This is a genomic window from Mesorhizobium sp. M1423 (genome assembly GCF_040317575.1).
GTDB lineage: Bacteria > Pseudomonadota > Alphaproteobacteria > Rhizobiales > Rhizobiaceae > Mesorhizobium.
Genome location: NZ_JAMYKU010000023.1, coordinates 37,244 through 60,862 on the forward strand (window position 1 = coordinate 37,244; position 23,619 = coordinate 60,862).

The 23,619-nt window shown below is 63.5% G+C and carries 19 protein-coding genes; 3 read left to right on the forward strand and 16 right to left on the reverse strand.

The features are described 5' to 3' along the window. Positions 1–216: 216 nt before the first annotated feature. From NKG95_RS24985 to NKG95_RS25000, 4 genes are all read right to left on the reverse strand, one after another. A complete protein-coding gene (locus NKG95_RS24985; RefSeq protein WP_353042824.1) occupies positions 217–2,199 on the reverse strand; it encodes an ABC transporter permease in 1,983 nt (660 codons plus the stop codon). Further along, on the reverse strand, positions 2,196–3,272 hold the full coding sequence (locus NKG95_RS24990) for a quaternary amine ABC transporter ATP-binding protein (RefSeq protein ID WP_023716786.1): 1,077 nt from the start codon (positions 3,270–3,272) through the stop codon (positions 2,196–2,198). Before NKG95_RS24990 ends, NKG95_RS24985 begins: the two co-directional genes overlap by 4 nt. 73 nt (positions 3,273–3,345) lie before the next feature. Then, positions 3,346–4,320: an ABC transporter substrate-binding protein gene (locus NKG95_RS24995; protein ID WP_352639052.1), complete on the reverse strand. Its 975-nt coding sequence runs from the start codon at positions 4,318–4,320 to the stop codon at positions 3,346–3,348. 36 nt (positions 4,321–4,356) lie between these two features. After that, positions 4,357–4,632 carry a hypothetical protein gene (locus NKG95_RS25000; protein ID WP_353042825.1) on the reverse strand — a complete coding sequence of 92 codons (276 nt, stop codon included), beginning with the start codon at positions 4,630–4,632 and terminating at the stop codon, positions 4,357–4,359. A gap of 250 nt (positions 4,633–4,882) precedes the next feature. Between NKG95_RS25000 and NKG95_RS25005 the strand changes: the two genes are divergently transcribed. Further along, positions 4,883–5,959: a D-alanine--D-alanine ligase family protein gene (locus tag NKG95_RS25005; protein WP_352845919.1), complete on the forward strand. Its 1,077-nt coding sequence runs from the start codon at positions 4,883–4,885 to the stop codon at positions 5,957–5,959. A 56-nt stretch (positions 5,960–6,015) separates the two neighbouring features. On the opposite strand, the gene NKG95_RS25010 is transcribed toward NKG95_RS25005, so the two are convergent. The 5 genes from NKG95_RS25010 to NKG95_RS25030 all read right to left on the reverse strand — a co-directional run bounded on the left by NKG95_RS25010 (position 6,016) and on the right by NKG95_RS25030 (position 11,314). Next, positions 6,016–6,801: an SDR family oxidoreductase gene (locus NKG95_RS25010; protein ID WP_352484100.1), complete on the reverse strand. Its 786-nt coding sequence runs from the start codon at positions 6,799–6,801 to the stop codon at positions 6,016–6,018. A gap of 8 nt (positions 6,802–6,809) precedes the next feature. After that, positions 6,810–7,574, reverse strand: coding sequence for an SDR family oxidoreductase (locus NKG95_RS25015; protein ID WP_352484099.1), 765 nt, complete (start codon positions 7,572–7,574; stop codon positions 6,810–6,812). Between the two features lie 126 nt (positions 7,575–7,700). Beyond that, positions 7,701–9,209: a sugar ABC transporter ATP-binding protein gene (locus tag NKG95_RS25020; RefSeq protein WP_353042826.1), complete on the reverse strand. Its 1,509-nt coding sequence runs from the start codon at positions 9,207–9,209 to the stop codon at positions 7,701–7,703. Positions 9,210–9,242: 33 nt separating this feature from the next. Continuing rightward, positions 9,243–10,181, reverse strand: coding sequence for a sugar ABC transporter substrate-binding protein (locus NKG95_RS25025; protein ID WP_353042827.1), 939 nt, complete (start codon positions 10,179–10,181; stop codon positions 9,243–9,245). 149 nt (positions 10,182–10,330) lie between these two features. After that, positions 10,331–11,314 (reverse strand): ABC transporter permease, encoded by a 984-nt coding sequence (locus NKG95_RS25030; RefSeq protein ID WP_502895879.1) that lies wholly within the window; start codon positions 11,312–11,314, stop codon positions 10,331–10,333. A 292-nt stretch (positions 11,315–11,606) separates the two neighbouring features. Here NKG95_RS25030 and NKG95_RS25035 point away from each other — a divergent pair, with 292 nt between their 5' ends. After that, a complete protein-coding gene (locus NKG95_RS25035; RefSeq protein ID WP_031193335.1) occupies positions 11,607–12,569 on the forward strand; it encodes a sugar-binding transcriptional regulator in 963 nt (320 codons plus the stop codon). On the opposite strand, the gene NKG95_RS25040 is transcribed toward NKG95_RS25035, so the two are convergent. From NKG95_RS25040 to NKG95_RS25070, 7 genes are all read right to left on the reverse strand, one after another. Then, on the reverse strand, positions 12,559–14,058 hold the full coding sequence (locus tag NKG95_RS25040; protein WP_353042828.1) for a xylulokinase: 1,500 nt from the start codon (positions 14,056–14,058) through the stop codon (positions 12,559–12,561). The two genes, NKG95_RS25035 and NKG95_RS25040, sit on opposite strands and share 11 nt — an antisense overlap. A gap of 20 nt (positions 14,059–14,078) precedes the next feature. Beyond that, positions 14,079–15,401 (reverse strand): NAD(P)H-dependent oxidoreductase, encoded by a 1,323-nt coding sequence (locus tag NKG95_RS25045; protein ID WP_023716797.1) that lies wholly within the window; start codon positions 15,399–15,401, stop codon positions 14,079–14,081. A 225-nt stretch (positions 15,402–15,626) separates the two neighbouring features. Further along, complete coding sequence (locus NKG95_RS25050; protein ID WP_352855969.1) at positions 15,627–16,733, reverse strand: mandelate racemase/muconate lactonizing enzyme family protein; 1,107 nt, start codon at positions 16,731–16,733, stop codon at positions 15,627–15,629. Between the two features lie 50 nt (positions 16,734–16,783). Next, on the reverse strand, positions 16,784–17,521 hold the full coding sequence (locus tag NKG95_RS25055) for a GntR family transcriptional regulator (protein WP_353042829.1): 738 nt from the start codon (positions 17,519–17,521) through the stop codon (positions 16,784–16,786). Between the two features lie 256 nt (positions 17,522–17,777). Beyond that, positions 17,778–18,932, reverse strand: coding sequence for an efflux RND transporter periplasmic adaptor subunit (locus tag NKG95_RS25060; RefSeq protein WP_353042830.1), 1,155 nt, complete (start codon positions 18,930–18,932; stop codon positions 17,778–17,780). A 16-nt stretch (positions 18,933–18,948) separates the two neighbouring features. Continuing rightward, positions 18,949–22,128: an efflux RND transporter permease subunit gene (locus NKG95_RS25065; RefSeq protein WP_023716801.1), complete on the reverse strand. Its 3,180-nt coding sequence runs from the start codon at positions 22,126–22,128 to the stop codon at positions 18,949–18,951. Further along, complete coding sequence (locus tag NKG95_RS25070; protein WP_023716802.1) at positions 22,122–22,397, reverse strand: hypothetical protein; 276 nt, start codon at positions 22,395–22,397, stop codon at positions 22,122–22,124. The genes NKG95_RS25065 and NKG95_RS25070 overlap by 7 nt, the downstream gene beginning before the upstream one ends. A gap of 252 nt (positions 22,398–22,649) precedes the next feature. Here NKG95_RS25070 and NKG95_RS25075 point away from each other — a divergent pair, with 252 nt between their 5' ends. Beyond that, positions 22,650–23,231 carry a TetR/AcrR family transcriptional regulator gene (locus NKG95_RS25075; protein ID WP_023716803.1) on the forward strand — a complete coding sequence of 194 codons (582 nt, stop codon included), beginning with the start codon at positions 22,650–22,652 and terminating at the stop codon, positions 23,229–23,231. The last annotated feature ends 388 nt before the right edge of the window (positions 23,232–23,619 follow it).

Here is a 23,619-nt window from a genome sequence, read left to right on the forward strand (position 1 = left end):
CAGCAATGTGAAGCGGGTTTTCGATGAAAACGTGGGATCGTCGCGCGGGCGGAATAAAGAAGATCGGGCAGCGGCTTAGCGGCGCTACCTGACCTCGTTGGGAGGTGGTGTTCGGGTCGGCGGAATGCCCTGTCCCCTTTAGTGTTCCTATATATTGTTTATGAATTTGCTGCGGTCGGCGGGCCTTTGGCCTACGGCGCGAGCCTCTATCTCAGGCTAACCCAGCCTTGCCCGTGCCTTGGCCGTCCAGGCGTTGAACAGCCGGTCGGCGACGATGCCGATAAAGGCGATGGCCAGGCCGGCGACGATGCCGCGGCCGGAATCGGCCTTGGACAGCGCGATGAACACCTCCTGGCCGAGATCGCGGGTGCCGACCATGGCGCAAATGATGATCATCGCCAGCGCCATCAGGATGGTCTGGTTGACGCCCAGCATGATCTCCGGCAACGCCAGCGGCATCTGCACGCGAAAGAAGGTCTGGCGCCTGGTGCAGCCGGAAACCTTCGCCGCCTCGATCAGTGCCGGCGGCACCTGCCGGATGCCGTGATTGGTGTAGCGGATCGCCGGCACCACGGCGAAGGCGACGGTGGCGATCATCGCGGTGACGTCGCCGACTCTGAATAGCATCACCACCGGAATGATGAAGCAGAAGGACGGCAGCACCTGCAGCGTGTCGATGACCGGCGTGACGATCTTTTCAAAGCGGTCGCTGCGCGATGCCATCAGCCCGATCGGGATGCCGATCAGGCAGGCAATGAAGGCCGAGATGCCGCACAGATAGACCGTCGCCATGGTCTTTTCCCACAGGCCGGTTACGGCGCAGAACCCGGTCAATGCCGCGACCAGGGCGGCGAGGCGCAAGCCGCCGAGCTGGTATCCGGCAAGGCCGAGGAGACAAACCGCGCCCAGCCACGGAAAGCCCTCGCAGAAGGCGCGCACCGGGTTCAGCACATTGAGGATCAGCGCCACGCGGAACGCCTCGATCGTGTCGAAGAAGTTGATCGTGATCCAGTTCACCGCCGCCTTCCACAAAGGTGCGGTGGTGAAGGTGATCGCCTTCGGCACCGCGGCGAAGGCCGGCACGAACAGGCTGAGCAGCGTGGTGACGGCGAGGATGGCGACGGCCAGCGTCAGGTTGGGATAGCGCCGCCAGAAGCTGGTGCCGGGCTGATGGCGGACATTGCCCTTGGCGTGATTGTGCGCGATCGCCTGGCTCAGCCGGTCGAGCGCAATTGCCAGTGCGACGATGGCGAGGCCTGCCTCCATCGCCTCGCCGACCTTGAGCGCGCGCAGCGCCAAAAGCACATCATAGCCGAGGCCGCCGGCGCCGATCATCGAGGCGATGATCACCATATTGAGCGCCAGCATGATAACCTGGTTGACGCCGACCATCAGCGTCGGCCGCGCCGACGGCAACAGCACCCGCCACAGCTTCTGCCGTGCCGTGCAGCCGGCCATCTCGCTGAAATCGTCGATCTCCGACGGCACCCGCGACAGGCCCAGCATCGTCGCCCGCACCATTGGCGGTGTCGCGAAGATTGCCGTCGCGATCATTGCCGAGACCGGGCTGTTGCCGAACAAAAGCAGCATCGGGATGAGATAGGCGAAGGTTGGGATCGTCTGCATCAGATCGAGGGCAGGGGAGATCAATAGCCTTTCTGCCCAAGGCTTGCGCCATGCCCAGATGCCGGCGAACAGCCCGGTGACAATGCAAAACGGCACAGCGATCGAGATCAGGCCCAGCGTCAGCATGGCGCTGGTCCACTGCCCGAACAGCGCGATGTAGAGAAAACACCCGCCGACCAGCGCACCCAGCTTCCAGCCGCCGGCGGCGCGGCCGGCAAGGTAGGCGGCAGCGCAGACGCCGACCCAGGACAGGCGCGGCAAGACGATCATATCCGCGCCATGGCCGATCTTGAAATTTTTGGCGAGAAGATTGAGCGCGAAATCGAGCGGCACGCCGAGCACGGCGGTGATCGAGCGCGTCAGCCAGGAGAAATTCGACTTCACCCAGTTCATCAGCGCGCTGACCCAGTCGGCGACGGGAATGACGGCATTGGCTGGGTAATTGACCGTCCAGGGCAGGCTTTCCTGCAGCAGGAAGACAACAAGCACGGCGGCGAGCGCGCAGGCCCAGATCACCAGCCAGGTCTGACCCTGCCGCGGCCTCGCTGCGCTCGCGCTTGCCGTGACCGTCATGCGCCGGCTCCGGGACGTTCGATGCCAGCGAGAAGATCGATCACCGCCTGCGGCGTTACCTCGCCGATCGGCTTGCCGGTGCCGTTGACCACCGCGAAGGGCTTGCCGGCAGAGACGATATCTGCCGAGAAACTGGCGATCTTGGCATCGGGCGCGACCGTGCCGCCATGTTCAGCGCCGTCGCAGGCGCGCATCAGGCTCTTGGCCGAGATCACCTTGGCGCGGTCGACGTCGCGGGTGAATTCGGCGACATAATCCGTCGCCGGGTTGACCACCAGCTCTTCCGGCGTGCCGATCTGGATGACCTCGCCGTCCTTCATGATGGCAATCCGGTCGGCCAGCCGGATGGCCTCGTCGAAATCATGGGTGATGAAGACGATGGTCTTGTGCAGCATGGTCTGCAGCCGCATCAGCTCGTCCTGCATCTCACGGCGGATCAGCGGATCGAGCGCCGAGAATGGCTCGTCGAGGAACCAGATTTCCGGCTTGGTGGCGAGGCTGCGGGCGATGCCGACACGCTGCTGCTGGCCGCCGGAAAGCTCGCGTGGATAGAAATGCTCGCGGCCGCGCAGGCCGACCAACTCGATGACCTCGCGAGCCCGCTTTTCGCGCGTCGGCCGGTCCTGCCCCTGGATGCCCAAGGGAAAGGCGATGTTCTCCAGTACGTTGAGATGCGGCAGCAGGGCAAAATTCTGGAACACCATGCCCATGCGGTGGCGTCGCAGCTCGATCAGCGCGGCATCGGAAATCTTGAGCAGGTCCTTGCCTTCAAACTCGACCTTGCCGTGGGTCGGCTCGATCAGCCGCGACATGCAGCGCACCAGCGTCGACTTGCCGGATCCCGAAAGTCCCATGATGATGAAGATCTCGCCTTGCCGGATTTCGAGATCGACGGCGCGCACCGCGCCAACCAGTCCGGCAGCGGCGATGTCCGCCAGGCTGGCCTTGCCGTCGCGCCGGCGGATGAAATTGGCCGCGTCCGCCCCGAACAGCTTCCAGACATTGCGGCAGGCAAGCTTTATCGGGCGGGCATCGTTGCCCGCTTTCGCCGCGCGTTCAATCGTATCGGTCATGCAATCGTCCTTCTGGAATAGGGATCGAGACCCGGCCACGAATGGCCGGGCCGTCGGATTTCCAGTCAGACGGTCACTCGGCCCAAGCTTTCCAGTCGGCTTCGTGGGCGGCGATCCAGGCGGCGGCGACGTCTTCCGGCGTCTTGCCTTCGAGATCGATCTCGCCGCTCATCTTGTTGAGCTCGTCGGTATCGACCGTGTAGTTTTTCGCGACCTTGTAGGCGACCGGCCATTTGTCCTTCATGCCGGCCCAGGAATATTTCCAGATCTCGCCATGCGGCTTGCCACAGTCGTATTTCGCATCGGGGTTCACGCCCCATTTCGGGTCGGTGTAGCACTCTACAGTATAGTCGGGGAATTCGATCCATTCGCCCTTGTATTTGGCCGGTGCCCAATGCGGCGAATAGATCCACAGCATGATCGGCGCCTTGCGCTGATAGGCCGAGTCCAGTTCGGCGAACATCGCTGCATCGGTGCCAGCATGGATGACGGTGAAGGGCAGTTTCAGCGCCTCGACGCGCTCGTCGTCAAAACCTTCCCATGTCACAGGGCCGCCGAGATAGCGCCCCTTCGGTGTTGTTTCCGCCGTCGAAAAGGCCTCGGCGCATTTCGGGTCCTTCAATGCCTCCCAGTTCGGCAGGCCCGGGCATTTCTCTTTCATATATTCGGGAAACCACCATTCCTCCTTGGCCTTGGGCCCGAGCTTGCCGAGGCGTTCGGTCTGGCCGGTTGCATCCGAGGCCTTCATCGCTTCGCCGGCCGTCGTGTCCCAGAACTCCATGCCGACATCGATGTCGCCATTGGTCAGGCCGGTGGTCAGGCTGGAGAGATAGTCGGCGGTCGGGTACTCGACGGTATAGCCGAGCTTTTCGAGGATGCCGCCGAGGATCTTGGCGTTCAGATTGACGCTGGTCCAGTCGAACAGCGCGATCTTGATCGGGTCGTTGGATTCCGGCGCCGCTGCTTGTGCCGGTAGTGTCAGCGCGCTTGCTGCGGCAAGCGCCAAGGCTCCCATTGATAGTTTCGAAATCATGCTCCGAAGTGACATGCTTGTTCTCCTGTCAAGCTCTGGTGGAAGTTATCGTTAGTTCCCTTCTTGCGTCTTTTTTTGATTGTGTTGGAAAAGCTGGTCGTTGCGCAAGGCCGTCGGCGCCACAATGCTGCCGAAGCGGATGCCGGCGCAAAACGGGGTGGTGCCCAAATTGGTGAAGATGTGGCGCGGGACCGGCCGCGTCATGACTGCCGATGGTTTGCTGCGGAAGCAGTCATCCGCGGATCGATCGCCGGTCTTGAGGTGCAAACCATCAAAGTCCCATGATCTCGGCTGTTGGCTCGGCAACTCGCCCAGAGCCGCTTTCATGGGATGAAATTATATATACCAACGTTCACGTCGCGCAACGAATAACGCCTGCGCCAATTTCACGGCCGTCTTTTTACATGGACCCGTAGATCGGCTCGAAAAAAAGCCAAGGTTGCCAGTCATCGGGTACCAGCCGCGACGACAGGACATCGACACAATGCAGCAGACCAAAGCGCCTTACTTCAGCGCCAACCGCGGTATTGCCGTCGGCTTCTGACCCTTTCAACACCAGATCATCTCCGAGGCTTTCATGACCTCTTCCTTAAACAGACTGCGCATTGCCGTGCTCTTTGGCGGACGTTCCGCCGAACATGACGTTTCGGTGCTTTCCGCAACCAATGTCATGCGTGCGCTGCTGCCTGCCAAATACGATGCCGTCCCAATCTTCGTCACGCGCGAGGGACGGTGGCGGCTGAGCAGCTTTCAGGATGGTAAGCTCGCGAAACCTGCAGGCGGCACGGAAGTTTGCCTGCTTCCGGGTGGGCGCGGACGGATGATGGCGATCCCGGCCGACGGCACGCCCTATGATCTGCCAACGATCGACATCCTGTTTCCCGTCCTGCACGGCCCCCATGGCGAAGACGGCTCGGTACAGGGGGTGGCCGAGGTGGCTCTGGTGCCGCTTGCCGGCTGCGGCATCCTGGGTTCAGCAACCGCGCTGGACAAGGATGTCACCAAGCGGCTCCTGAAAGCGGCGGGTCTGCCAATCGCGCGCTCAGTGACGGTCCATGAAGGTGCGGCGCCCGCCGTCGCCACACTCGAAGGCGAACTCGGCCTGCCGTTCTTCATCAAACCGGCGCGTCAGGGATCGTCTGTCGGCGTCGGAAAGGTCAATGCCAGCCAGGAATTCGATGGGGCGCTTGCTGAAGCCTTCCAGCACGATTGCAAGCTGTTGGCCGAGGAATTCGTTCATGGGCGCGAGATCGAATGTAGCGTGTTGGAGGACCCGGCAGGCGACCTGTTCGTCTCGCGGCCAGGCGAGATCGTGCCGGCGGAAAGCCACGGTTTCTACAGCTACGATGCCAAATACATCGACGAGAACGGCGCGGCGCTAAAAGTGCCGGCCGAACTGCCGCCCGAGGTCGAGGCAAGCATGCGGGATGTGGCTGCAAGGGCTTTCAGAGCCGTCGGCTGTGACGGGATGGCGCGCATCGACTTTTTCCTGACACCGGACATGCAGTTCTTGGTCAATGAAATCAACACCATCCCCGGCTTCACCGATATCAGCATGTACTCCAAGGCAATGGCGGCAAGCGGCGTCAGCTATTCCGAAATCATCGACCGGCTCGTGGAACATGGATTGGCGCGGGCCGGCCGAGCAGCCTGAATGCAGCGAAGCGGCTTTCAGATCCCGGCGGATGGAACGTTGGCCTGTGTCGTATCTTACGACATGATCAGGCCGCCATCGACATTGATGGTCTGCCCGGTGATATAGGCCGCATCGTCGCTGGCGAGAAAGCTGACCAGGCCGGAGACGTCCTCGCCGCTGCCGGCGCGGCCCATCGGGATGTTCTCCACCCATTCGGCCATCAGCTCGCCGGGCTTGTAGTCGCCCATCAACTTGCCCCATGCGGCATCGTTATAGGCCCACATATCGGTGTCGATGATGCCGGGGCAGATCGCGTTGACGGTGATCTTCTCCTTCGCCACTTCCTTGGCGAGGCTCTGGGTGATGCCGACGACGCCGAATTTCGAGGCCGCATAATGCGGCGTGTAGATAAAGCCCTGCCGCGCCTGGCCGGATGCGGTGTTGATCAGCCGGCCGCCATCGCCATGCTTGCGGATGCGCGCGATCGCCTCCTGGCAGCACAGGAACACGCCCTTGGTGTTGACCGCCATCACCTTGTCCCATTCTGCCTCGGTCATCGCCTCGATCCTGGCGATGGTGATGACACCGGCATTCTGCACTGAGATGTCGACGCGGCCGAATTGTTGCTCGGCCAGGTCGTAAAGCGCGACGACCTCTTCCTTTTTGGTCACGTCCATGCGCATCCACGCAACCTTGGCGCCCGCAGTCTTCAGATCGGCGGCAACCTCTTCAACGCGCGCGTCGATGGCGCTGACGACGACCGCAGCACCTTCCACGGCGAAGCGCCTGGCCATTGCCGCGCCAATGCCGCCGCTCGCGCCGGTGATGACCGCCGTTTTTCCCTGGAATCGCTTCTGCATTTTTTCTCCTACCAGCAGACGAAGCCGCCATCGACGATCAGGTCGATGCCGGTGACGAAACTCGCGGCGCGGCTGGCCAGGAACACGGTCGGGCCGACCATCTCTTCCGGCGCCGCCATGCGGCCCATCGGCGTGTCGCGCTCGAAGATCCTGACCTGGTCGGCGACCTCCGGTCGCTTGTTCATCGGGGTCAGCGTATAGCCGGGGCTGACGACGTTGACGCGTAGACCGCGATCGGCCCATTCCATGGCGAGGCTCTTCGACATGTGGATGACCGCGGCCTTCGACGAGTTGTAATGCGCCTGGGTCAGGCCGCGGTTGACAATCGAGCCCGACATCGAGGCGATGTTGATGATCGAGCCCTTGCGCCGCGTCAGCATGGCACGGGCCTCGGCCTGGCAGGACAGGAACACGCCGCTGACATTGACGTCATAGAGCTTCTGCCACTTTTCCAGCGACAGCGTCTCTGCCGGCTCAGCTCCGGCGACGCCGGCATTGTTGACTGCGATGGTCAACGCGCCGAGTTCCTGCTCCGTACGCTCGATCGCGGCCGCGAGATCGGCCTCTGAAGTCACCGTGCCGGTCAGCACCAGTGCCTTGCGGCCGCGTGCTGTGATCTGGTGTGCGGTCTCCTCCAGCCCGCCTTTGGAGGCGTGGCCGAAGCAGGCTATGTCGGCGCCGGCCTCGGCCAGGCCGATGGCGATTGCTTGCCCGATGCCGCTGCCGGCGCCTGTCACAAGTGCCACGTCACCATGAAGTTCGAATAGTTTCATCGTCGGTCCCTCTCCTCCAACCGCCGTCCTCCGGAAATAAAGGGGCGCCAACTCTGTTGCTGGCGCCCCGCGCGGTCTGGTGCTTGGGAGGATACCACCTGCTGCGCTTTGTTTCGATGGGCTGTCCTAGCTCGCGGCGAGTTCCATGACGGCGACATTGCTCGCATCACTGCGGTCGAGAATGCCGCGCTGACGGCCGCGGCTCAGCACGAGCACGCGATGCGACAGGCCGAGCACTTCCTCGAGGTCGGAACTCACCACCACCACCGCCATGCCGGAACGGGCAAGGTCGGCGATGACATCGTAGATCGCGGCGCGGGCACCAACGTCGATGCCGCGCGTCGGCTCGTCCAGGATAAACACCTTGGGCGGGCGCGACACCCATTTGGCAATGATCACCTTCTGCTGGTTGCCGCCTGAAAGCTTGCTGACCGCCTGGTTCGGCCGGCCTTTGACGCCGAGCCGGCGAATACCGGCCTCGGCGAATTTCTGCACCGCCTTCGGGAACACCCAGCCATTCGGCGCGACATGGTCGAAATTGCCGATCGCCAGATTCTCGCCGATCGTCTGGTCGAGCACCACGCCTTGCGCCTTGCGGTCTTCCGGCACCAGCACGACGCCGGCCTTGATCGCCGCCGCCGGCCCATTGAGATGCACCGGCTTGCCGGCGACGCGCACCGAGCCCGATGAGATCGGATCGGCACCGGCGATCGCCCGCACCAGCTCCGTGCGGCCGGCACCGATCAGGCCGGCAATGCCGAGGATTTCGCCGGCCCGCACCGAAAAGCTGACATTTTGGAAACTGCGTTCCGGCGAGGACAGCTTCTCGACCTCGAGCAGCGTGTCGTTGCGGGGCGCCGACAAAGTCGGGAACATCCGCTCGACGCTGCGGCCGACCATCTGCTCGACAACGGTGCGCACCGGAATGTCGGCGCGCTCGTGCCGCGCGACGATGCGCCCGTCGCGCATCACCACCACACGGTCGGCGATTTGGGCGATTTCGTCCAGCCGGTGGCTGATATAGATGAAGGACATGCCTTCCGCCTTGAGCTTGCGGATTTGCTGGAACAGGAGCTCCGTTTCCTCGCCGCCAAGGGCGGCCGTCGGTTCATCGAAGATCAGCAGCTCGGCATTGAGCGTCAGCGCCTTGGCAATCTCGACCTGCTGCTGGGCGGCGATACGCAGCGTGCGCACCTTGCGCTCGGGCGAGACATCGAGCCCGAGGCGCTTCAACTGGGCTGATGCCCGTGCATTCATTGCCGCGCGGTCGATGCGGCCGCCGCGCATCGGCAGGCGCCCGACATAGACGTTTTCGGCGACCGACAGATCCGGCAGCAGCTTCAGCTCCTGGTGGATCATGCCGATGCCGGCGTCGATCGCCGCGGCAGGATTGGCGGGGGAATAAGCGTTCCCCCGCCAGGTGATGGTGCCGGCATCGGGCTTGGTCGACCCGGCGATGATGTTCGAGACGGTGGACTTGCCGGCGCCGTTTTCGCCAAGCAGCGCCACGACCTCGCCCGGCCGCACCTCGAAGCTCGCATCGGCCAGGACCTGCACCGGTCCGTAGCTTTTGCAGAGGCCGCTGACGACGAGACCCAGATTGGGGCTGTGCGTGTGGCGAGGTTCGGTGGACATTGTTGCGCTCGTCGACTGCCGGACTGGTCTAAATCAGGGATGCTTGGCGATGAACTGCTCGACATTGTCCTTGGTGGTCAGCGTCGCATCCTGCAGCTGTTCTGCGGGAATGGTCTCGCCGGCCACCAGCTTGATTGCCGCATCGACGGCAAGCCGGCCCATGCCCTGGGTCTGCTGCGTCGCCGTCACGTCGAAGACGCCGTCCTTCAGCGCCTTGAGCGCCGCCACGTCGCCGTCGAAGCCGGCAACCCAGACCTTGTGGCCGGGATTGGCGACCTTGACCGCCTGCGCCGCACCGAGCGCCAGCGCATCGGCCTGGCCGATGACGATCGACACGTCGGGATGCGACTGCAACAGATCCTGTGTCAGCTTGAAACCTTCGTCCTGGTGCCAGCCTTCGCTCCACAATTCGCCGACGACCTTGATGTCGGGGTAGGCGGTCAGCGCTTCGCCGCAGCCCTTCGAGCGGTCGACCTCGGGCGTCGTACCCTTCTGGCCGTGGATGATGATCAGCTCGCCCTTGCCGCCGGCCTGCTTGGCGATGTAGTCGCAAACCGCTTTCGCCGATGCCACGCTATTGGTGGCGATGAAGGTGTCGCCGGGCGCGCCGTCGGCGTTGCGGTCGACATTGATGACTGGGATGCTGGCAGCCTTGGCCGTCTTGGTCGGCACGGTGGCGGCGGTGGCGCCGGCCGGAATGTAGATCAGCGCATCGATATTCTGCGTGATCAGATCCTGCACCTGGCTGACCTGGGTCGCCGAATCGCCCTTGGCGTCGACGGTGACGACCTCGATGCCCTTTTCCTTGCCGTAGGCTTCGACGGACTGCTTGATCTGGTTGAAGAAGTCGGCCTGCAGATTGGCGACGGCGAGGCCGAGCTTCTTGGCTTCCTTGGCCGAGGCCATGTCGGACAGGCTAAGCAGCGGGATGATGGCCGCGGCGGCAAGCAGCAATGAACGTTTAGTCAGCATGTTATTCCTCCGTTGATGTTCAATCTGTCCTGCCCGCGCATCGCGGCGCCCCGTGGCCGAACAACTCCCAGTTTCGGATCACCGATCCGTTTTCGCCCGAATATCCGGGTGAATCTCATTGAGCCCAATTCTTCATTGTGCCCCATTTTTCATTGTGCTCTGCGCCGCCAGGTGTCGGTGGCCACCGCCAGCGCGATCACCACGCCGATAACCACTTGCTGGATGAAGGGCGAGACACCGAGCAGGTTCAGTCCGTTGCGCAGCACGCCGATGATGAGGACGCCGATGGCTGTGCCGCCGATCGAACCGACGCCGCCCGACAGGCTGGCGCCGCCGATAACCACCGCCGCGATGGTGTCGAGCTCGTAGCCAAGGCCGGAGCTCGGCTGGACGGAATCGAGCCGGGCGGCAAGCACGATGCCGGCGAGACCGGCCAGCACGGCGCAGATCGTATAGACCCAGTTTGTCAGCGACTTGACCGGTATGCCGGACAGCCGGGCGACTTCGGCGCTGCCGCCGATTGCGTAGAGGCTGCGGCCGGTGGCGCGATAATTCAGGAAGATCGCGAAAATGACGGCAAGCACGATCATCAGCCCGACGGTGACCGACAGGAAGCCGAAATGGCGGATGATCGACAGGCTGGTGAACCAGTCGGGAAAGCCGACGATCTGCGAGCCGTCGGTGATCATATTGGCGAGACCGCGCGCCACCGACATCATGGCCAGCGTGGCGATGAAGGGCGGCAGCTTGGTGACCGTCACCAGCAGGCCCGAAACCAGCCCGCAAAGGCCGGCGACGACGAGGGCTGCGGCGATGCCGGCCGGCAGGCCGAGATTGAGATAGTCCGGATGGGCGACGAAGCCCATCACCATGGAAGCCAGCGCCAGCACCGAGCCAACGGACAGGTCGATGCCGCCGATCAGGATGACCAGCGTCATGCCGATCGCCATGATGCCGAGTACGGTAACCTGGTCGAGCACGTTGAGGATGTTGCGGATGGTCAGGAACGTATCGGTGGTCAGCGAGAGCGCCAGGCACAGCAGGACCAGCCCGATCAGCGGGCCCATGGTTCCGGCAAAGACAGCCGAAAACTTTGCGCCCGTCGTGGCCTGCGTACCAGAGCCTGCTTTCAACTCGCTTGCGTCGTTGCTCACAGCCACTTCGTCTCCTCCACAGCAATCCGGCGCTGCATCACCGGGCCACTTTGTTCACCAGGCCCCTCCATGTGAACAATTTATCTTTAACATGCAATTTTGTTCAGCTAAACTGTTCGTCGGAAAATTGTCAAGGCCTGCCGTTTCATTCGACGACGGTTTGCGCTGTCCGCCGGTTTGCCTTACGCAAGGTCTCGGAAATCTTGGGCATTTCGAAGTCGCCGGATTGGAATATCATGAGCAGAGCCGGCGGCTGCGGCAAGGCAAACAGATGACGATCGTAGAGAACGAAAGAGCCTCGCGCTTTCCCGACGCCGAACTCAAGGCCCGCGCCGCCTGGCACTATTATGTCGAGGGTCTTACACAGGAGCGGATTTCCGAAATTCTCGGCGTCGGCCGCATCAAGGTACATCGCATTCTCTCCGCCGCCCGCGAAGAGGGTGTCGTCCAGTTTCGCATCCGCGACAGCGTCGTCGAATGCGTGGTTTTGGAGGAAAGCCTCAAGCAGAGGTTCGGGCTCAGCCAGGCTGTTGTGGTGCCGTCGGCTGCCGACCGAAGCAACGCACCGCTGATGATCGGCCACGCCGCCGCCGCCTATCTGGCCGACCATGTGAATGCCGGCGATGTCATTGCGCTGGGCTGGGGGCGGACGCTGAAATTCGCCATCAATGAGTTGCCAAGGCGGCCTATCGCCAGGACCACGGTGGTTTCGATGCTTGGCGGCCTGACCCATGCACAGCCGCTCAACCCGACAGAAAGCGCCTGGGATTTCGCCGAGAAGATCGGTGCGGAGTGCTTCCTGCTGCCGGTGCCGGTCTATGCCGACCGGCCGGAACAGCGCGACGCGTTCATGAGCCAGCGCAGCGTTCAGGACGTTGTCTTCCGTGCACGCCGGGCAAACATTGCCGTGCTCAGCGTCGGCTCGTTTTCCAACGACAGCCCGATCGCCAATTACGGCTTCATCAAGCCAAGCGAACTCGAGGAACTGCAGGCGGCCGGCGCCGTCGGCGATATTCTGTGTCATTTCATCGACGCCGAGGGCCGCCCGGTCGACCACGAGGTGAACCGCCGCGTCTGTGCCTATCCGCTGCAGGATCTGTCGGATATCCCGAGCATCATCCTGGTGTCGGGAGGGCAGGAAAAGATTGCCATCATGCGGGCAGCACTCGCCAACACCAAGGTATCGGTTCTGATCACCGACGAGGATGCGGCAAAGGGGCTGCTCAACCGCTAGTCGCGTTGAGAGCACTCAGCCGCACGTGGATATCGCGCGTCGCTTGATAGAGATCGCGGTAGATTGCCTTGCGGCCGCGATAGCCGGCAACAAGTCCATCGACCGGGTCGACATGCATGGTGGGAGCGGCAGCCATTGCCTTTGCGGCGGCTTCCGGCGAGGCAAACCAGCCGACCGCGGCGGCCGCCAGCATGGCGGCGCCGAGTGCGGCGGCTTCGTTGACCGGCGAAACCGAGATCGGCCGCTCGAGCACGCCTGCCATGATCTGCATGAGGAGTACGCAATTGGTGCCGCCGCCGGCGGCAATCATCGCCGCCTGTCCGCCGGCCTGGGCTTCCATGGCCTCGGTGGCAACGGCCTGCTCGAAGGCGATGCCTTCCAGGACAGCGCGGAAAAGATGCTCCGGCCGGTGGTCGAGCGACAGGCCGACAATGGCGCCACGCGCGGCACCATCCCAATAGGGGCTCATGACGCCGGCCCAATAGGGCATGACGAGCAGGCCCTCGCTGCCAGCGGCAACCTCCAGCGCCGCTTTCTCCAGTGCTGCCGCCGACGGCGAACCGGTCGTGCGGACAATCCAGTCGACCAGTTGCATGCCCGAACGCAGCACTGTCTCCAGCATGAAACCGGAACCGGTCGGCGAGACCAGCGTGCGAAAGGCGTCCGAGGTTTTCACCTTGCCGGAATAGCAGCCGCTGACCACGCCGGAGCCGAGCGAGAGATAGCTCTTGCCTTCGCCGTAGACGCCCATGCCGAGGCCCATCGCCTGGCCGTCCCCAGCGCCGGCAACGACCGGCGTGCCGGCCCTCAGGCCGGTCAGTTGCGCCGCGGTTGCGGAAAGCCCGCCGCAAATTGCGCCCGGCGCGACCAGGTCGGGCAATTGCTCCATCTGCAGTCCGGCGGCCGCAACGAGGCGGGGATGCCAGGTACCTCTCTCGACGTCGAGGAGCCCGAGCGGATCCGCACTTGCGGTGCTGGTGACCAATCGCCCGGTCAGCCGCTGGACGAAGAAACCGTGCACGTCGACCAGTGCCGCTGCCTGGTGAAGCACCTGAGGCTGGTGTTCGGCAAGCCAGGCGATGGCGTAGAGCGCCGGCGTCGGGTCCGGCGGCTTGCCGCTCCAGTCGCGGATCGCCTCGCGGCCGAGTTCGGCCGAAAGCCTGATAACCTGCGGCCGGGCGCGTTCGTCCAGCCACAGGATCGCCGGAATAAGTGGTTTGCCGGCGCTGTCGACCAGCGTGAAGGTCTCGCGCTGGTGGGCAATGGAGATCGCCGCCACGCGGAAAGCGCCGACCGCCTCAGTGACCTGCTTCAATGCGCCAAGCAGCGCCGTCCACCAATGTTCGGCGTCCTGCTCGAAATGGCTGGGCTTCGGATTTGAAAGCGGATAAGTCTCGCGCGCCTGGAACAGCTCCTCGCCGTCGCGGGTGAAGGCAATCGCCTTCACGGCCGTGGTCGAGGCGTCGATCCCGATTACGATATCGTCCATCAGGCGGAGATCCGGCGGGGTCAAGCCGCGTTGGTAGCGAACCGTCCGTCCGACTGATCGAGACGACGGCGGATCTGGGTTATCACCATCGAATCGTCGGGTACACAATTTTCATAGGTCAGGAAATCGCCGATCTTGAGCGGCTTGACCACCTTGGCCCGTTCGGCAAGGCCGAGCGGCAGCGCGCCCCGGGCGCGTGCATCTTCCCATGTCATGGCGAAGCCGCGATAGTCGTTCTCGCCGATCATGCCGAGCGACTGGCCGACGCCAAGATCGCTCTTGGCAACCGCCACCGCCTCGGCGACCGGACGGTCGAGCGGCTCCATGTCGGCCCGTTTGTAGACGACGGCGCGCGCCGCCGACAGCGGCACTTCCAGGCTGGTCAGATGATAGGGCCGGAAGATCGTGAAATAGGGGCCTTTGCCGACCTTGAGGTCGATCATGCGCTCCAGCACGCGCGGATGCTGGGTCTCGATGATGCAGAACACGCCGGGCGCCACGCCCTTGCCGATCGAATAATCGACCACGCCCTTGCGATGCAGCACGCCGCCATCCTCGCGCGGGCAGAGCACGCTGGCGAGCTCCTCCAGCGTTGCGGTTGGGCCGTGCATGCCCGGCACGTCGGGCACCAGGCCGGTGGCATTGGCGATCGCCACCATTTCGATGGCCGTCTTCGAGCCGTCGACGAATTCGACCAGCATGCGCGCATTCATGTTGCGCTCGGCCGCTTCTTTCTCGTAATCGGCCGGCATGGCGTCGATCTTCAGCGGATTGTTCTTGCCCTTGCCGGCGGCGATGATGTTGAAGCCGAGGCTTTTGGCAAAGCCGATGATCTCCAGCGTGCAGGCCGGCTCGTCGCCGGCGGCACCGGTATAGACGACGCCGGCCTTGCGTGCCTCGTCCTTGAGGAAGCGGCCGATCGTGATGTCGGCCTCGACATTGAGCATGACGATGTGCTTGCCGTTCTTCATCACTTCCAGCGCGAACAGCGTGCCGATATTGGGATTGCCCGTCGCGTCGATGATGACGTCGATCCGGCCAGCCGCCGCCAGCGCGTGCAAATCTTCGGTCACCGCAATCTTGCCGGCCTCGATGGCGCGGTCGATCGCCGCCGCATTGCCGGCCTGGACGATGTCGGAACGGTCGTGGCCAGCGAGCAGCGCCGCGTCGATCGCTGCCTGCGGCCTGACCTCGGAAATAGCGCCGATCCGCATGCCCGGCATCAGTGCCACCTGGACGACGATGTCGGTGCCCATCTGACCGGCGCCGGCAAGCCCGATGGTGATCGGCCCCTGCTGTTCAGCGCGCTGCAGAAGTTCCGCTGCAAATTGCGGATGGGACATGTCGCTTCCTCCAGTTCTTGACGCGCCGCAGCGTCCAAATCAACGTTTTGAACATTCCTATTTCCAAATGAAAAATATTTCAACCTGCAATTGGGACATTCCGGCTCTGGAATGGCCGATCGCTTGGGGTCAGCTGCCGGTCAGGGCACGACCTCTGCAGGTAGCCGGACGGCGCCGACCGATGCGGGTTGCTCGACGTTGCCTTGAGGTGGCGCGGTCTCTACCTCAGCTGCCGATCTCGAAGAAAGGCGCGCCGAGCAGGTCGGGAACGACATCGATGCCAAGTCCCGGCCCGTCCGGAATGCCCATGCGGCTGCCCGAGACCGGCGGCATATTGGATGCGGTGCGCACCGTCACCCATTCGTGGAAGGCGATGGCGTGCAGCCGGCGCTCCTCGGGCGTCGACAGCGACAGATGCGCCATGGCCGATGTGTCGATCTCGGCGCCGCCAGTGTCCTCGACGGTGATCATGAAGCCGAGATCGACGGCGAGGTCGCGGATTTGGCGCGTTTTGGTCACTCCTCCGAGCCGCGAGATCTTCAGCGTCAGCCCGTCGGCAGCGCCCTTGCGGTGGATGTCGAGCATGTCGTCCAGCGAGGCGACGGATTCGTCGAGCACCATCGGTTTGTCAAGCGAGCGGCGCACCGACATGCATTCGTCGATCGTCGTGCAGGGCTGTTCGAACGTGTAGTCGATGGTGCGCGTCGCATCCACGAACTGGCGTGCCTGGTAAGGCGTCCAGCCGGCATTGGCGTCGCAGAAGATGACGGTGCCCTTCGGCACCGCGGCGGCGACGGCTGTGACGCGTTCGATGTCGTCATGGACGTTGCCGCCGACCTTGACCTGCAGTCGATGAAAGCCGTCTTTGACGATGCGCTTGGCAAGTGCAGCCATCGCGTCGACCGTGCCATGGGTGACGACCTTGTAGAGTTCGGCCGTCTCGCTCTCGCGTCCGCCAAGCAACGTAACCAGCGGCACGTCGGCGGCGCGCGCCGCGAGATCCGAGCATGCCATGTCGAGCGCCGACTTGACGTAGGGATGGCCCTTGAACACCGTATCCATGAGCCTGTTGATCCCGGCAAGCCCGCGTGGGTCATGGCCCATGAGATGCGGCGCGATCTCGACGACGCCGGCGCGCGTGCCGGCGGCGAACGCCGGCGAGTAAAAATTGCCGAGCGGCGCCATCTCGCCCCAGCCGGTGAGCCCGCTATCTGCGGTGACGGCGACGATCACAGCGTCGAACGCATCGGCGACGCGCCCCTTCGACATCCGGTAAGGTCCGTCCACAAAGGGCTGCACGACATGGTAGGCTTTGATGGTTTTGATCTGCACGTCTTCTGTCCGTTGTCTGTGTTCCGGGATGACCGCCAAACTTGTCGGGCTCAGCCGCCTTTGGGCCGATTGCGCGTTAGGCCGGCACGATCCGCGCCGGCGCCCTTTGAGCCACGCTCTTCCAACTCGCGCGCATAGGCGAGCAGTTCCTCGAAATCCAAATCGATATGCTCCTTGGCGTGGCGCTGTGCAGCGCGCATGTCGCTGCCCTTGAGCAACTGCACATAGCTTTCGTGAGCGTCTTCGGCAGGCACCGGCTCGTTGCGCGCCCGCTGGTGCAGCGCAAAATACATCTGCAGCCGGCTGGCCAGCCGTCGCCAGGTCTCCAGCAGCACCGAATTGTCGGCCCATTCGTGGATCAGGCCATGCAGTTGCAGCGCCGTTTCGATCTGTCGCGTCGTGTCCAGTTCGCGCGTCGCCTGCTTCACCGCCGCATGCCGCCGGTCCATCTCGTCGAAGAAGCGCTGGTCGCGAAGCGGCCAGGTCCGCTCGATAGCGAATTCGTCCAGCACCTTGTTGAGCGAATAGGCATCGTCGATGTCCTTGGCGGTCACCTCGATGACGAAGGTTCCGGCGTAGGGGATGCTGGTCAGGATGCCTTCCTGCACCAGTTCGCGCATCGCCTCGCGCAGCGGCGCACGGCTCACCCGCATCTGCTCGGAAATCCTAAGTTCGTTGAGCTTCTGCCCCGGTTCCAGCTGGCCGGTCAGGATCGCGCGCCGGAGCAGCGCCACGATCTCGGCCCGGCGTGTCGTATCCGCGATCGGACTGAAATCCAGCGTTGCCATCCGGCTGCTCCAGGAGACCAAAAGCAACACAGCAGATTGTCGACAATCTAACAAGAGGTAATTGCGGGTACAGGTTCTCCGCTGGCCAGCTGCTTGCGGCAGACGGGTACGTCACGGCGCGCTCTACTTGCGCCTTCATGGCTCCTGCCAAGGTCGAGTGTGCCGATGAGGCCGATCTTGCCGACCCTGCTCAGCAAAAACGGCGCCCTCGGCGTGGGAGCCGAAGGCGCCGCGGGACCGGACCTGATGGGGGTTATCAGGTGGCCGGTTTCTGGGGTAGCGGCGAGACCGCCATTCCCGGACCGATCTTCTGCAGATTGCCGGTGATCACCTGGTCGCCTTCGGCTACGCCGCTCAAGATGGCCACCTGATCGCCATTGGTCGGTCCGAGCGAAACGATGCGCTGGTCGACGGTGTTGTCCTTGCCGACGACATAGAGGTATTTGCCGAGCTGGCCTGAGCCGAGTGCCGTCTGCGGTACCATCAGCGCATCGGGCTGCTCTTTGACGTGCAGCCGGACGCGGACATACTGGCCGGGCAGCAGGGTGAACTTGCCGTTGCCGACCGTCGCCCGTGCCGTGATCGTGCCGGTCGAGCGATCGATCGTGTTGTCCATGAAGGTAAGATCGCCCTTCTGGCGCGGTTCGGTTTCACCGGGAAGCAGGACGTCGACACTGATCGGTCCCGCGGCCCGAGCTTCCTCGATCTGGGTCAGGTCCGTTTCGCTCGGATTGAAGGTGACGTAGATCGGATCGAGCTGCACCAGCGAGTTGAGCACCGTGCCGGCAACGCTGACCAGCGTTCCGACGGAAGCCTGGCTGCGTCCGATGCGTCCCGCGAATGGAGCACGGATTTCGGTATAGCTCAAATTGAGCTCGGCGGTCCGCAAGGCGGCCTGGTTCACGGCGAGCGAGGCCTGAGCCTCGCGCAAGGTGCTGGTGCGCTGGTCGAACACGTCCTTGGCGAGATAGCCGCTCTTGGCGAGCTCGCTGCCGCGCCCGAGATTGGAGCGCGCATAGTCGAGTGTTGCCGTGTCGCGCTGGATAAGCGCCTTCGCCTGCTCCAGGGCAGCCTGGAAATCCTCCGGGGCGATCTTGTAGAGAAGGTCGCCCTTTGCAACATCGCCGCCGTCGGTGGCGACCTGCTCCTGCAGATAGCCCGGCACGCGCGCCTGCAGCGTAATGCTGCGGATCGGCTCTACCCGGGCGGCGTAGTCGAGATAGATCGGGATCGTCTTCTTGACGACGCTCACCACCGGCACCGGCATGACAAAGGCTTCCGGCTTGGGTGTCGCCGCCCCGGCCGTGCCGGCGTTGAGGCTGAGACTGCCCATGTCGAGCAAGTGAACGCTCGCTATCGAAATCGCCCCAAGGGCGACGGCCGTTCCCAGCGCGATTTTCCATTTACGCATGATCGATTCTCCAGTCCTATTCAGCCGCTTCGGCCAATGGCTCGAAGGCGGGTTCGGCGGTTGGTTGTTCAGTCGTTTCGGAGACCGGTTCGCTCTCGCTGCGGCGCTCGCGCAGCTGCTCGATCACCGCATAGAAGACCGGCACGAACACCAGCGACAGGATGGTCGCCGCGACCATGCCGCCAAAGACAGTGGTGCCGATCGACTGCCGGCTCGCGGCACCTGCACCTGTAGCGAACATCAGCGGCAGCACGCCGAGGATGAAGGCGAAGGCGGTCATCAGGATCGGCCGCAGCCGCAGCCGCGCCGCTTCCATCGCGGCGTCGACGATGCTGAGGCCTTCTTCGCGCCGGCGCCGGGCAAACTCGACGATCAGAATCGCGTTCTTGGCCGCCAGTCCGATCAGCATGACGAAGCCGATCTGCGAGTAGACGTCGATCTGCATGCCGCGCAGCCACAGCACGACGAACGCACCGAACAATGCGAGCGGCACCGCCAGCAGCACCATGAACGGCATCGCCCAGCTCTCATATTGCGCGGCAAGGATGAGGAAAACGAAGACGATGGCGAGGCCGAAGACGACGGATGCGATCGATCCCGCCTTGAGCTCCTGATAGGTGATGCCGGTCCATTCGTAGCCGAAATCTCTCGGCAGCGCCGTGGCGGCGGCACGTTCCATTGCCGCCACCGCCTGGCCGGACGAAAAGCCGGGGGCGGCGCCGCCATTGATCAGGGCCGACGCATTGTTGTTGTAGTGCGGCACGGTCTCGGGGCCGACGATGGGCACAAGCTTGCCCAGCGTGCTCAGCGGCACCATGCCCCCCGACGCATTGCGGACATAGAGCCGCGAAATGTCGGCCGGACCGGCCCGAGAGTCCTTGTCGGCCTGGATCGTCACTCGGAAGGTGCGGCCGAACAGGTTGAAGTCGTTCACATAAAGCGAGCCGAGATAGATCTGCAGCGTGTTGAAGACGTCCGGCAGGTTGAGCCCGAGCAGCTTTGCCTTGGCGCGATCGAGATCGTAGTTGAACTGCGGCGTCGAGGTCGAGAACGACGAGAACAATTGCTGCGGGTTGAGCTCCGGCTGCTTGCGCGCCTCGGCAATCACCGCTTGCGTAGCATCGTTGAGAGCCACGCTGCCGCGGCCGGTCAGATCCTCGACCTGGAACTCGAAGCCACCGGTGGTGCCGATGCCCGGGATCGACGGCGGGTCGAAGCTCAGCGCAAAAGCCTCCGGGATTTGCAGCAGCTTGTTGCGCACGTCGGCGACGAGCTTCGAGGCGCTCTGGTCGGGGCCGCGTTCGTCCCATGGCTTCAGGATGGCGAATTCGACTGCCGAGTTCGACTGCGCGGCACTGGTCAGGAAGTTCAAGCCGCTGATCGAGCCGACGATATCGACGCCGGGCGTGTTCTGCAGGATGTCGCGTGCCTTTTGCGCCACTGCATCGGTGCGTTCCAGCGAGGCCCCGTCGGGGAGCTGGATAACGACGAAGAAGTAGCCCTGGTCCTCGACCGGAAGGAAGGTCGAGGGCAGGCGCTGCCAGACGAAATAAGTCGCGACAAGTCCGGCCGCGAATAGGCCAAGCATGATCCAGCGCAGGCGGATGAGAATGCGCACGCCATTCGCATAGGCGTGCGACAGCCGTTCGAAGCCCATGTTGAACCAGCGGAACAGCACGAACTGCGTTTCAGGCCGGTGGCGCAGGAACGCCGCGCTGAGCGCCGGAGTAAGCGTGAGCGAGACAAAGGCCGAGATGCCGAAGGAGATCGCGACCGTCAGGGCAAACTGGTTGTAGAGCCGGCCGGAAACGCCAGGGATGAAGGCAACCGGCACAAACACCGCCATCAGTACGGCGGTCGTGGCGATGATCGGGCCGGTGACCTCGGCCATCGCCGTGCGCGTGGCAGCCAGCGGTTTGAGGCCGGCCTCGAGCTGGCGTTCGACGTTCTCGACGACGACGATCGCGTCGTCGACGACGAGGCCGATCGCCAGCACCATGCCGAGCAGGCTGAGCATGTTCAGGGAGAAGCCGAACATGTACATGACGACTAATGTCGACACCAGCGACACCGGAATCGCGATCGTCGGGATGATCGTGGTGCGCCAGCTTTGCAGGAAGATGAACACCACCGCGACGACCAGGACCAGCGCCTCGCCGAGAGTGATCAGCACATCGTGCATCGAGGCCGAAACGAAACGTGTCGTATCGTAATGCATGGCGTAACTGACGCCCTTCGGGAAGCGGGCCGACAGCTCCTGCATCTTGTCCTTGACGCGCTGCTGCAGATCGAGCGCGTTTGAGCCCGGCATCTGGTAGACCGCGAGCACCACCGTCGGGTCCTTGCCGAAGAAGGCCGACGACGAATATTGCAGCGCGCCTAGCTCGATGCGCGCAACGTCGCGTAGCCGCACCAACGAGCCGTTGGCGGTATTGGCCCGCACGACGATGTCGCCGAACTCCTTGGGATCGCTCAGCCTGCCGACGGCGTTGACCTGCATCTCGAAAGCGGTGCCGGCCGGAGCCGGCGATTGCCCGATCTTGCCGGCCGCCACCTGGACGTTCTGCTCGGCGACGGCGTTCTGCACGTCGACGGCGGTGATGCCGAGATTGGCGAGCTTGTCGGGATCGAGCCAAACGCGCATCGAATAGCGCCGCTCGCCGAAGATCTGCACGTCGCCGACGCCAGGCAGGCGCTTCAGCGGATCGACCACCTGCAGGTAGGCTAGGTTGCTCAAAGTGACCGGGTTGACGGAGCCGTCCGGGGAGGTGAGGTCGACGATCAGGACGAAGTTCGGGTTCTGTTTCTTGATCGTCACGCCGCCCTGGTTGACGATGGCCGGCAACGAGGAAGCCGCCTGCGAAACGCGGTTCTGGACGTCGACGGCGGCGGTGCTCAGGGAATAGCCGACCTCGAAAGTGATGGTGATCGTCGAGGAGCCGTCATTGGAGCTCGACGACGACATATAGGTCATGCCCTGGACGCCGTTGATCTGCTGTTCGAGCGGCGTCGTCACCGTGTCGGCGACAACCTGCGCGCTGGCGCCCGGGTAGTGGGCGCTGACCACGACCTGGGGCGGCGTGATGTCGGGAAACTGCGAGACGGGCAGCAGAAAATAACAAATCCCCCCGGCGAGCACCATGATGATGGCGATCGCCGACGCAAAGATCGGACGATGAATGAAGAAGTTTACCATGAGATGCACGCCTCGCCCGATGCTCTGGCCCGGCCAAAGGCCCTGGCCACCCTGGACAGTCGCCGGCTGCGCGTTGAGCCGGAATCTTCGAGAAAGCCGAAATCTTGCAGCGGGCGACGCGGCGCGTTGCGGCGCTCGGCCTGCTCGTCCGCCAGCGCACGCAGCATCGCCTCGAAAGACCGCGGGTCGACGCGGTCGGCCTTCATCAGCATGCGGATCATCGGATCCTTGACGACTTCATCGATCGTCAGATCATTGCGCTGCGACATCGAAGCGGCTCCTGGTTTTTGGCGATCCGCGGCAGGCCGCGGATCGGGTGTTCTCTTGCTCGCCGGCCGAGGCCGTAAGGTGCGGTTCGTCCCCTTGCCGATTGGGCGGGGCTGATGGCCGGCACTTGCGAGTTTGACATGATGCAATGCGGGTGTTACAGGTAAGTAACATCTCTAACGTTACAGACCGGTAACACCCTAGTCAAGAGGTGCACCGAGGGAATTTCGGGAAACGCAATCACGGAGGTTTTGATGACAGACGGTGTTGTGGAGCGTGTTCGCCCCCGGGACAGGATCCTGGAGACGGCACGGGACATGTTTCACAAGCATGGCATTCGCGGCGTCGGCATCGACGCCATCACCGAGGCCGCCGGTACCAACAAGATGACGCTCTACCGGCATTTCGAGTCCAAGGACGACCTGATCATCGAATGTCTGCGGGCGACCGCCTGCAGCGCCAACGCGATGTGGGAAAAGTTCGAGGCCGAGAATCCGGGCGACAAACTGGCGCAACTGCACGCCTGGGTCCGGATGGCGGCCGATTGCCTGATGTCGGATCGTCGCGGTTGCGACATGGCCAACGCCGCCATCGAGCTGAGCGAGACCGATCATCCGGCGAGGCAAGTGATCAAGGAACTCAAGGAAGCGCAGCGCGAGCGGCTGGTCTCGCTGTGTCGCGATGCCGGCATCGGCCAGGCCGAACTTCTCGCCGACACGCTGTCGCTTCTGCTCGAGGGCGCCCGTGTCAGCCTGCAAAGCGTCGGCGCCGAAGGCCCGAGCGCGCAGTTCGTCCGCATGGCGGAAGGCCTGATCACTTCTTTCAGGGCCAGATAGTCTCGCAAGCGGCGAAACCATTGACAGCTCGTCGGTTACGAGCCGCGCCGCCGAGCGCTCTTTCGTCCCATTCGGATGTGTCGTCACCACACTTCTCCGTCTGCCGCCGCGCCATTCCTTGCGCGGCGTATTGCTTGTTGGTTGTGAGGGCAAGATAGCGCCGGCAGCGAATTGGTGAGAGTGACAAGTGTGACAGGATTCCGCCCGGAAATGCCGTGGCGATCTCAGCGAAGGCCCATCGATTCGCGGATCGATACTCGTCCAGGTGATAGTCATGGCCCCAGCCTTGGCCGATACCTCAGAGCCGGAACGAAAAAAGCCCGCTGCCGGGAGGAGGTGGCAGCGGGCTTGATTTTCGAATGCGGTGCGGGAGGAGGTGCACCGAATT